Source organism: Streptomyces sp. W16, from assembly GCF_033194735.1.
In the GTDB taxonomy this organism is placed as follows: Bacteria; Actinomycetota; Actinomycetes; order Streptomycetales; family Streptomycetaceae; genus Streptomyces.
In genome coordinates this window covers 1-10,241 of sequence record NZ_JAWOAI010000366.1, presented here as the reverse complement: position 1 = coordinate 10,241, position 10,241 = coordinate 1, and the positions used below count along the sequence as shown (strand labels likewise).

Genomic DNA, 10,241 nt, shown 5'->3' with positions numbered 1-10,241 from the left:
CGCGCGGGCGGTGGAGCTGGCCTGGGTCCCCGAGCCGCTGCTGCTGACCGGCGAGCGCGGCACCGGCAAGACCGCGCTGGCCCGTGAACTGCTCGGCGACACCGTGCCGTTGGTCGCCGACGCCGCCGAGTCGCCCGAACTGGGCGTGAAATACAGCGAGTTGGCCGACGGGCGCCCACTGCTCCTGCGGCACGCCGAACGGCTGGCCCAGCCCGATGTCGCCGCGCTCAACTCCCTGCTCGACGAACACCCGGACGTACATCTGCTGGTCACCTACACACCCGGCACTCCCCCGGGCCCCTGCTTCCAACGCCTGCTGGACACCCTGGCCGCCCGATCGGTCGCCCTGCCCGCGCTGCGTGAACGCCGGGAGGACGTACGGGAGTTGCTGCCGGTCCTGGCGCCCCGGCCGGCCCCGGGACAGCCGCCGCTCAGCTGGACCCTGGACGCGCTGCGGGCCCTGGAGGAGCATCCCTGGCCCGGGAACGTCACCGAACTCGCGCATGTCGTCAGGGCGTTGGCGGAACACCGGCGGGTCACCGGCCCGGTGCGGCGGGCCGAACTCCCCGATCCCGTCCGGGAGGGACCTGCGGCCCGGCGGCTCAGCCCGATGGAACACGCCGAACGCACCGCGATCCTGGCCGCGTTGCGCAGGCACGGCGGCAACAAGGCGCGGGCCGCCGCCGCGCTGGGCATCGGTCGGGCGACGCTGTATCGCAAGCTGCGCGGTTACCAGGGCATCTCATGAGCGGACCCAGCAGACCCGTCCGACACTGAACCGGCCTATTTGATCAGGGCGTTCGCCACCACCACGACCACCCCGAGCAGCGCGTCCACCGCCCCGATGACCACCGCCACCACCCAACTCCGCGCCGACCAGCGGGCCGTGACCAGGCCCAGGCAGAACAGCAGCGCGATGTTGAGGACGAAGGCCGCGTACTCGACGCCGTTCGCGGGCCACCAACCCCAGCCCGCCCCGGCGAGCAGCAGCACGGTCGGCAGCGCGGCGGCGACCAGCGGCCACTCGTCGCGCAGGGTGCGCAGGGCGTCCCAGCGGCGGTGCGGAGCGCGCTCGGCGATGTAGTGGGCGTACCCGTGGGCGAGCGCCGAGGCACCCGCGGTCACCAGCAGCCACAGGGCGTCGTAGCGGCGGCTGCCCTTCGAGGTGTGGCCGTACTGGGTGAGCGCGGCGACCATCGAGCAGGCGAGGACTGAGCCGTACACGCCCCCGAAGAGGATGTTCTCCCGGGTCTCGTGCGAGTGCGGGTGCGGCTCGGGGACGGCCGTCGTGGTCTGCGCCATGCCCTCCACGATCACCCGGCCCCAACCGGGGCGCCACTCCGCGACGAAGTGTCCTCCGACCTGGGCCGATATCCCACACAGTGTCCACGCCCGGGCCGGGGCAGCCCCGGCTAGGGTCGCCGCATGACGCACAGTTTCGTAGTCCGCATCCCCGACGCCGAGCTCGAACCCGAGCCGCTTGACCCGGCGCAGATCGTCTCCGGTACGCCCGAGGTGACCGGGAAGGTCGTGTGGGAGTCCGGGGACGGGCGGCAGATCCGGGGGATCTGGCAGATCACCCCGGGGGTGGTCACCGACACGGAGGCGGACGAGCTGTTCGTCGTGATCAGCGGCTCGGCCACCATCGAGGTCGAGGGCGGGGAGACCCTGAAGGTCGGTCCCGGGGACATGGCCGTGCTGCGCGAGGGCGACCGTACGACGTGGACGGTGCACGAGACGCTGCGCAAGGCGTACGCGATCAACCTCTGACGACCCTCAACGGGGCCCCGCCACAGGCATGTTGTAGGGCGTGACGACCTGGATCGCGGACGGCAGGGCCGGTCCCGCGGGCGGCAGCGCGTCGTGTGCGCGCATCACGATGCGGCAGGCCTCGCGGACGTCCTGGCGCAGGTCGTGGTGGAGGACGGCCGACAGCCGCTGCTCGTGCAGCAGCCGGGTGTTGTCGTGGTCGAGGTCGTGCGCGACGAACACGGCGCACTCGCGGCCCAGGTCGGCGAAGGCGCGCAGGGTGGCGATGTTGCCGCCGCCGATCGAGTAGACCGCGCGGATGTCCGGGTCGCGCTTCAGGGCGGCGCGGACGAGGTCGTACTGGGTGGCGTCCAGGCCGTGGCCCTCGGTGATCTCGACGAGGGCCCGGTCCGGGTAGCGGGCGCGCATGGTGCTGCGGAAGCCCATCTCGCGCTCCTCCTCGTTTCGGAAGAAGCCGCTGCTCAGGCTGGTGAGGACATTTCCGGGTCGGTCGCCGAGCCACTGGCCCATCAGGTAGGCAGCGGTGGCGCCCGCCGCCCGGTTGTCTATGCCGACGTAGGCGAGGCGGGCGCTCGCGGGCAGGTCGGTGACGAGGGTGACGACCGGGATGCCCGCGGCGATCAGCCGGCCGACGGCCGCGGTGACCTCGGGGACGTCCGGCGCCTTGAGGATGACGCCCTGCGAGCCGCGCCGGGCGATCCGGTCCAGGGTGCCGACCAGCTCCCTGACCGGCGCCGTCTCCCGGAAGTGGAAGCGGGAGCGCACCACGGCCGGGTGCAGGTCGGGCAGCTCCGCCTCCAGCGCGGTCCGTACGGCCGTGGAGAACCGCTCCGGCGTCTGCATCACGATGTCGATCATGAACGTACGACCGACCAGCCGGACCTGGGTGCGCTGCCGGTCGAGATCGGCGATGGCCTGCCGGACCTCACGCTCGGTGCTCTCGCGGACACCGCCCCTGCCGTTCAGGACCCGGTCCACGGTGGCCTCGCTGAGGCCCGCCTGACGTGCGATTTCCCTGATCGGGAAGGGGTGGCCCACCGGTCGCCTCCTTGAGGGGTTTTTGATGGCTCGCTGCCGGTTGTTCGAAGGGTTTGTACTGACAAGAATGACAGGACCGCACCATTACGTGACCCGAGGGGACGACGATGTCCTTCACATCCACAGAACGCCCCGCCTGGCTCACCGAGCACGACTGCGACCTCGACGCCTTCCGCGCGCTCGTCGAGCAGCCGACCGACCTGGGCGACTTCCCGTACGCGTCCTCGGTCGAGCGGAACGTCCTCGTCTACGACAGCGACCGGCTCCGCAAGTCGGTGGCGGCCGGTGAGCGCCGCGAGGTGCAGGCCGAGCTGGTGCGGGTGTTCGCCGAGGGGCCCGGCATCGTGGTCCTGCGGGGCGCGTTCCCGGACGCGTCGGTGGTGGACCGTACGACCGAGGTGTTCGAGGCACTGATCGCCGAGCAGCACGCCTCGGGCGCGGGTGCCGGTGACCACTTCGCGAAGCCGGGGGCCAACGACCGGGTGTGGAACGCCCTGGAGAAGGCCGCGCTCTACGACCCGGAGGCGTTCGCCGACTACTACGCGAACGACATGCTGGCCCTGGTGTCCGTGGCCTGGCTCGGCCCCGGCTACCAGGTCACCTCGCAGATCAACGTGGTCCACCCGGGCGGCGCGGCACAGACCGTGCACCGCGACTACCACCTCGGGTTCCTGGGCAACGAGGCCGCCGCCGGCTACCCGGCGCACGTGCACCGCCTCTCCCCCGTGCTCACCCTCCAAGGGGCCGTCGCGCACTGCGACATGCCGGTGGAGTCGGGGCCGACGATGTACCTGCCGCACTCGCAGAAGTTCGAGCCCGGCTATCTGGCGTGGCGACTCCCGGAGTTCCAGGCGTACTTCGAGGCCAACCACATCCAACTCCCGCTCGCCAAGGGCGATGCGGCGTTCTTCAACCCGGCGCTGTTCCACGCGGCCGGCACCAACCGCACCACCGACGTGCGGCGCATGGCCAACCTGCTCCAGGTGTCCTCCGCGTTCGGACGGGCGATGGAGACGGTGGACCGTGAGGCCGTCACCAACGCGGTCTTCCCGGTGCTGCTCAAGCGCAAGGCCGAGGGCGTGGACGAGGAGTGGCTGGACACGGTCGTCGCGGCCACCGCCGAGGGCTATCCGTTCCCCACCAACCTCGACAACGACCCGCCCGTCGAGGGTCTCGCCCCGCCCTCGCAGGCCGACATCGTGCGCCGCGCGGTGCGCGAGGGGTGGGCCCCGCAGGCGCTCCGCGGGGAGCTGCGGGCCGGCGCCGAGCGGCGCGAGAGCTGAGCGGCACCCCCGACCGACCTTCACCGTCTCGCGAGAAACCCTTGCGAGAGACCACCGCAGGAAACCCGCACCCCTCAAGAAAGCAAGAGCCCTCATGCGCATCGGAATCCTCGGCCTCGGCCGCATCGGCGCCTTCCACGCCGAGACCCTGTCCGGACCCGACGTGGTCGAGTCCCTAGTCGTCGCCGACCCGTTCCGGGAGGCCGCCACGAAGGCCGCCGAGCGGTTCGGCGCCGAGGTCGCGGACTCCCCCGAGGCCGTGCTCGCCGCCGGGGTCGACGGTGTCGTGGTGGCCGCGGCGACCGACGCCCACCCGGGCCTGATCCTGGCCGCCGTCGAGGCGGGCATCCCCGTCTTCTGCGAGAAGCCCGTCGCCAAGACGATGGCCGAGGGCGTCAAGGTCCTCAAGGCCGTCGAGGGCAGCGACGTGCCGATCCAGATCGGCTACAACCGCCGCTTCGACACCGGCTTCGTCAACGCGCGCGCCGCCGTGCAGTCCGGCGAGCTGGGCAAGCTGCACACCGTGCGCTCCACCACGCTGGACCCGGCGCCGCCGCCCGCCGCGTACATCGCCGCGTCCGGTGGCATCTTCCGGGACTGTTCCGTGCACGACTTCGACATCATCCGCTGGGTCACCGGCCGTGAGGTCACCGAGGTGTACGCGGTCGGCGGCAACCGGGGCGCCGAGTACATCAAGGAGGCGGGCGACGCCGACACCACCGGCGCCATCCTCACCCTGGACGACGGCACCATCGCGGTGGTCTCCAACTCCCGCCACAACGCCCGGGGTTACGACGTCCGCATGGAGATCCACGGCTTCACGGACTCCATCGCGGTCGGTCTGGAGGACAAGCTGCCGCTGCGCTCCGTGGAGCCCGGCGTGACCTTCCCGGCGGGTGTCCCGCACGACTTCTTCATGGACCGCTTCACGGCCGCCTACCGCGCCGAACTCACCGCGTTCACCGAGGTCGTGGCCGGTACCCGCACCTCCCCCTGCACCGTCGCCGACGCGCTGGAGGCCGGCTGGATCGCCGACGCCTGCACGCTGTCGCTGCACGAGCACCGCCCCGTCACCATCCAGGAGGTACGCGAAGCATGAGCGGTCCGGGCCGGGAACCACTGCGCATCGGAGTACTGGGAGCCGCTCGGATCACCGAGAACTCCCTGATCGGCCCGGCCCGGACGACCGGCCACCGCCTCGTCGCGGTGGCCGCCCGCGACCGGGACCGGGCGGAGGCCTACGCCGCCGCGCACCGCGTCGAACGGGTCGTGGACTCGTACGCCGACCTGATCGCCGATCCCGAGGTTGAGGTCGTCTACAACCCCCTCGCCAACGGTCTGCACGGGCCATGGAACCTCGCAGCGCTGGAGGCGGGCAAGCACGTCCTGTCGGAGAAGCCCTCGGCGAGCAACGCCGAGGAGGCGGCCGAGGTGCGGGAGGCGGCGGCCAAGGCCGGCACGGTCTTCATGGAGGCGTTCCACTACCTCTTCCACCCGGTCACCCGGCGCCTGCACGAGCTGCTGGCCTCCGGTGAGCTCGGCGAGCTGCGGCACGTCGAGACGCTGGTCGCGATCCCGGCCCCGCCGGACACCGACCCGCGCTGGTCGCTCGCCCTGGCCGGCGGCGCCGTGATGGACCTGGGCTGCTACAGCCTGCACGCGCAGCGCATGCTGGCCCCCTGGGCGGGCGGCGCACCCCGGCTCGTCTCGGCCCGGGGCGGCGAACGCGCGGGCGCACCGGGCGTCGACGAGTGGCTGGACGCCGACCTCGCCTTCCCGAGCGGCGCCACGGGCTCCGCCCGCTGCCACATGGCGTACGACAAGCTGGAGATGAGCTGCCGGATCATCGGCAGCCGCGGCGAGGCGTTCGCGCCGAACTTCGTCCTCCCCCACCAGGACGACCGGGTCGTGGTCCGCACGACGGACGGCGAGCGCACCGAGCGGCTCGGCAGGAGGTCGTCGTACACCTATCAACTGGAGGCGTTCGCCGCCCGGTTGAGAAACGGCGCACCTCTGCCACTGGGCCCGGACGACGCGGTGGCGACGATGACCCTCATCGACGAGTCCTACCGCGCGGCGGGCTTCGCGCCCCGGCCGCGGGTGCCAGTTCTGCGGTAGACGAAGGTCGGGTACGGTTCCCCGACCACCCGCTCCCACACCCGGACGATGTCGATGTCGATGTCGTCCGGGCGTTTCGCACGGGCCTTGGCAAAGGCGATGACACACCGGGCGTGGACCTCGGGGGCGTCGCTGCGGTGGGTGAGGGCGAGCAAGGAACGCAGAGCGGCGACCGCCTCCTCGGGCCGGCCGGCGGCCAACCGGTCCAGCGCCGCTCTGCGGAGCGCGATCGAGAGATTGGAGACCGTGAGCGCCAGGTCGGCGTCCGTACCGGGGCGCCCGGACGGGCCTCGCAGGAAAGACTCCGCCTCCTCGTAGCAGGCCACGGCGGCCGTGTGGTCACCGGTGCGGCCGAGAGCCCGGGCGAGGACCCGCAGCCGACGGGCGATCAGCGGACGGTAGGTCTCGCTGTCGGACTCGACGAGCGGACGGGTGAGCGCCACGGCTTCGCGGGAGTTCGCCACGGCCGACTCCGCGTTCTCGGCGCCCTCAGCACCCTCGGCATCCTGCTGACGGGTACTCAAGTTGCTGAGGAGGTGAGCCAGTTGGTCTTCGTGGTGCGGGGAGCGCCGGGACGCGGTCACGGCGCGTTCCGTGTCCGCCACGGCCGTGCGGTGGTCGCCGCTTCGCGTGTGACTGTGGGCCAGGTCGTCCAGGGCGTCGGCGAGCAGTTGCCCGAAGGCCTCCGGGCGGTCGGCCGCGAGGCGGGTGTACAGGTCGGTCAACTCCGTGAGGGCGCTCAACTCCTCGCCGTGCGGCTCTGGTTCGGTGAGGACGAGGGCCAGGCAGCGCAGCGCCTCGGCGAGCCAGTGTGGGTGTTCCGCCAGTCGACGGGCCTCGGCGACGGCCTCTTCGGCGCTCGTGCGCGCGGCAGTGGGAGAGCCCGTCGCGCTGCGGCAGAACGCCAGGTCAGTGAGGAACCGGACGCGCAACGGCAGCAAGAACTCGGGGTGGAGCTTCGCGATCACCTCGTGCATCGCGTCCCTCGCCTCGGGCTCCAGCGCCAAGGCCTCCTCGTACCGGCCGAGCTCGCGCAGTCCGCCGACCGACTCGACCAGCACCTCCGGACGCAAGCGCAAGAAGCGCGACGACCGCCTCAGCGACATGTCCCACAGGAGCGCGGCGCACTCCAGGTACACGGCGACGGACTCCTCCGTACGACCGAGTGAGGCCAACGCAAACGCCTGCGTGCGCAAAGCGCTCGGCAGACCGCCCAGCCTCCGGTCCCGGCGCCCGGGAGGCGCCATGCCGCGGTACAGCGCCACGCACTCCTGAGCGGGGGCCAGGGCCTCCTCCGCCCGGCCGCCGTGCACGAGCGCCTGCGCCCTCGCATGGACGGCGTACGCGGTCAGTGCCGGCGATCGTCGCGCACCCGGGACGCCCAGTGCCGCGTCCACCGCCGCGCCCACCTCCGTGTACCGCCCGGACAACACCAGGGTCTCGGCGTGCACGGCCAGTGCCCGGCTCAGCGCGTCCCGGTGGCGTTGCTCGGGACGGGTCCTGTCGGCCAACGGCCGGTACAGGGCGACCGCTTCCTCCGCCCAGGCAGATCGGCGGACCGGCGGTGCCGGTCTCACCAGTACCCAGTCGGGGGCGGCACAGCGCAGCAGTGCGACTCCGAGCAGCGGACCGCCCGCACGTGGAGACATGCGTGCCGTCGCGCGCAGCAACGGCAGCAGCATGCGCACCGGCCCCATCCGCGCCCTCCCCTCGCCAGCACTCAACGAGAAAGGACAGCGGAGACCGCACAACGGTTGCACAGGGGCCCCGCGGAGTGGTTACCGATAGAACTCGGGCCGCTCCACCAGTTCCACCTCCACCCGGCCGCCTTCCTCCAGCGCCCGTACGCCCGCCTCGCACACGGCCGCCGCCGCGTAGCCGTCCCAGGCGGTCGGGCCGGTCACCTCGCCGCGGCGGGTGGCGTCGACCCAGGTCTGGAGCTCGCGGTCGTAGGCGTCGGCGAAGCGTTCGACGAAGTCCTGCGCGATGGTGCCGCCCCAGCGGCCGGCCATGTTGGTGACCATGGCGTGGCCGTCGCCGATGCGGGCGGTGCCGCGTTCACAGACGATCTCGGCCTGGACCTGGTAGCCGAAGCCGCAGTTGACGAACATCTCGACGTCGACGATCGCGCCGCCGTCGGTCTCGAAGACGACGAACTGCGGGTCCTGCAGGTCGTCCGGGGCGCTCGCCGAGGGCCGCGGGCGCAGCACCTGGACGGCCGTGATCTCGTGCCCGAGGAGCCAACGGGTCGCGTCGGTCTCGTGGGCCACGGAGTCGCTGATCAGCATGGAGCTGGTGAAGAAGGGCGGGCTGGCCGCGTTGCGGTGCCGGTTGTGCAGCATCAGCGGTCGGCCCAACTGGCCTGTTTCCAGGAGGGACTTGAGCTTCATGTACTCGGCGTCGTAGCGCCGCATGAAGCCGACCTGGACCCGGCGGTGGCCGAGGCGCACCTCGGCCTCCAGGACGCGTAGCGCCGAGGCCGCGTCGGGGGTGAGCGGCTTCTCGCACAGGACCGGGAGGTCGTGCTCGAAGGCCGTCAGCAGGGCCGCCTCGTGGGCGGGGCCCGGTGAGGCGATCAGGACCGCGTCGACGTCGGCCGCCGCCATCGCGGCGGCCGGGTCGGTGTACGCGGCGCAGCCTTCGATCCCGGACGCGATCCGTTTGGCGCGCTCGGCGTCGACGTCCACGACGGCGCTCACCCGGGCGCCGTTGACCACTTCCTCGATCCGGCGGACGTGGTCCGCCCCCATCTTTCCGGTTCCGACCACTGCCACTCCGAGCGTGTCGCGCGGGTTCATGGCCATCGGCCGTCCTTTCGGCTCGTCAGGGTCGTCACGTTGCTCACGTTCGTCAGGCACCGCAGGAGCGGAGGAACTTGCGGGTGCGTTCCGCGATGGGGAGGGGCTTGTCCGGCTCGCACGGGTACATGTCCTGCTCGACGATCGCGAACAGTTCCACGCCGAGGCGCTGCGCCGCGATCAGCACCGGCTCCAACTCCGGTACACCGGACGGCGGTTCGCACATCACTCCGCGCGCCACGGCCGGCCCGAACGGGATCTCGTTCTTGACGACGTCGGCGAGGATCTCCGGGTCGGCCTGCTTGAGGTGCAGATAGCCGATGCGCTCGCCGTAGGCCTCGATCAGCTTGACGCTGTCGCCGCCGCAGTAGGCGTAATGCCCGGTGTCCAGGCAGAGGTTGACCAGTTCGGAGTCGGTCGAGTCGAGGAAGTGCTCGACGTGGTCCTCGGTGTCGAGGTGGGTGTCGGCGTGCGGGTGGACGACGATGTCGAGCCCGTACGCCTCCTTGACCTCGTGCCCGAGGCGTTCCATGCCCTTGGTGAGGTACGCCCACTGCTCGCCGGTCAGCTCCGGCGGCTCCAGGATCTCGGCGGTCTTGTCGTCCCGCCAGAAGGAGGGGATGACGACCAGGTGCCGCGCGCCCATCGCCTGGGTGAGCGCGGCCACTTGGCTCACGTGCTCCCAAGTGGCGTCCCAGACGGAGGGACCGCGGTGCAGACCGGTGAAGACCGTGCCGGCGGAGACCTTCAGGTCGCGCCGCGCGATCTCGTCCGTGAGCCGGGCCGGGTCGGTCGGCAGATAGCCGTACGGTCCCAGCTCGATCCAGGAGTAACCGGCCTGCGCGACCTCGTCCAGGAACCGCTGCCACGGCACCTGTTGGGGGTCGTCGGGGAACCACACGCCCCAGGAGTCGGGGGCGGAGCCCACCCGGATGCGGTCCAGAAAGGGACGCTCGGGCATGTCAGGACGTCCCTTCGGGCGCGGTGGTCGCCGAGGCCTTGAGGTCCTTCTCTTCGGGGAGTTCGTCGACGTCGAGGCCGCGGACCTGGGACAACTCGTGCTTGAGTGCGGCGAGTTCGGTACCGCCGGCCATGTGGTTGGTGAGTTCCTCCAGGGTGATCTCGCTGCGTTCGGCGGAGAGTTCCATGGTGCCCAGGCGCAGCACGCTGAAGTGGTCGCCGACCATGTAGGCGTGGTGCGGGTTGTGCGTGATGAAGATGACCCCGAGGCCCC

At 71.6% G+C, this 10,241-nt stretch carries 10 protein-coding genes and 1 pseudogene; 5 read left to right on the top strand and 6 right to left on the bottom strand.

Annotated elements, in window-relative coordinates:
• Positions 1 to 748, top strand: a 748-nt coding sequence (locus R6V09_RS35875) for a helix-turn-helix domain-containing protein (RefSeq protein ID WP_317885645.1), incomplete at its 5' end; no start/stop codon positions are given.
• A 35-nt stretch (positions 749 to 783) separates the two neighbouring features.
• On the opposite strand, the gene R6V09_RS35870 is transcribed toward R6V09_RS35875, so the two are convergent.
• Positions 784 to 1,302, bottom strand: a complete 519-nt coding sequence (locus R6V09_RS35870) for a hypothetical protein (RefSeq protein ID WP_317885644.1) — start codon at positions 1,300 to 1,302, stop codon at positions 784 to 786.
• 123 nt (positions 1,303 to 1,425) lie between these two features.
• Here R6V09_RS35870 and R6V09_RS35865 point away from each other — a divergent pair, with 123 nt between their 5' ends.
• On the top strand, positions 1,426 to 1,770 hold the full coding sequence (locus R6V09_RS35865; RefSeq protein ID WP_317885643.1) for a cupin domain-containing protein: 345 nt from the start codon (positions 1,426 to 1,428) through the stop codon (positions 1,768 to 1,770).
• A 6-nt stretch (positions 1,771 to 1,776) separates the two neighbouring features.
• Here R6V09_RS35865 and R6V09_RS35860 read toward each other — a convergent pair whose 3' ends face one another.
• Positions 1,777 to 2,808 carry a LacI family DNA-binding transcriptional regulator gene (locus tag R6V09_RS35860; RefSeq protein ID WP_317885642.1) on the bottom strand — a complete coding sequence of 344 codons (1,032 nt, stop codon included), beginning with the start codon at positions 2,806 to 2,808 and terminating at the stop codon, positions 1,777 to 1,779.
• A 107-nt stretch (positions 2,809 to 2,915) separates the two neighbouring features.
• Between R6V09_RS35860 and R6V09_RS35855 the strand changes: the two genes are divergently transcribed.
• The 3 genes from R6V09_RS35855 to R6V09_RS35845 all read left to right on the top strand — a co-directional run bounded on the left by R6V09_RS35855 (position 2,916) and on the right by R6V09_RS35845 (position 6,209).
• Entirely contained in the window at positions 2,916 to 4,091 is a 1,176-nt protein-coding gene (locus R6V09_RS35855) for a phytanoyl-CoA dioxygenase family protein (RefSeq protein WP_317885641.1), read from the top strand.
• A 94-nt stretch (positions 4,092 to 4,185) separates the two neighbouring features.
• Positions 4,186 to 5,190, top strand: coding sequence for a Gfo/Idh/MocA family protein (locus tag R6V09_RS35850; RefSeq protein ID WP_317885640.1), 1,005 nt, complete (start codon positions 4,186 to 4,188; stop codon positions 5,188 to 5,190).
• Complete coding sequence (locus tag R6V09_RS35845; protein WP_317885639.1) at positions 5,187 to 6,209, top strand: Gfo/Idh/MocA family protein; 1,023 nt, start codon at positions 5,187 to 5,189, stop codon at positions 6,207 to 6,209. The genes R6V09_RS35850 and R6V09_RS35845 overlap by 4 nt, the downstream gene beginning before the upstream one ends.
• Here R6V09_RS35845 and R6V09_RS35840 read toward each other — a convergent pair.
• From R6V09_RS35840 to R6V09_RS35825, 4 genes and pseudogenes are all read right to left on the bottom strand, one after another.
• On the bottom strand, positions 6,158 to 7,906 hold the full coding sequence (locus tag R6V09_RS35840; RefSeq protein WP_317885638.1) for a hypothetical protein: 1,749 nt from the start codon (positions 7,904 to 7,906) through the stop codon (positions 6,158 to 6,160). The two genes, R6V09_RS35845 and R6V09_RS35840, sit on opposite strands and share 52 nt — an antisense overlap.
• Before the next feature lie 81 nt (positions 7,907 to 7,987).
• Positions 7,988 to 9,007: a Gfo/Idh/MocA family protein gene (locus R6V09_RS35835; protein WP_317885646.1), complete on the bottom strand. Its 1,020-nt coding sequence runs from the start codon at positions 9,005 to 9,007 to the stop codon at positions 7,988 to 7,990.
• Positions 9,008 to 9,059: 52 nt separating this feature from the next.
• The gene (locus tag R6V09_RS35830) at positions 9,060 to 9,968 is read right to left on the bottom strand and encodes a sugar phosphate isomerase/epimerase family protein (RefSeq protein WP_317885637.1); all 909 of its coding nucleotides are present in this window, start codon (positions 9,966 to 9,968) and stop codon (positions 9,060 to 9,062) included.
• Position 9,969: 1 nt separating this feature from the next.
• Positions 9,970 to 10,241, bottom strand: a pseudogene (locus R6V09_RS35825) (sugar ABC transporter ATP-binding protein); the annotation flags it as partial.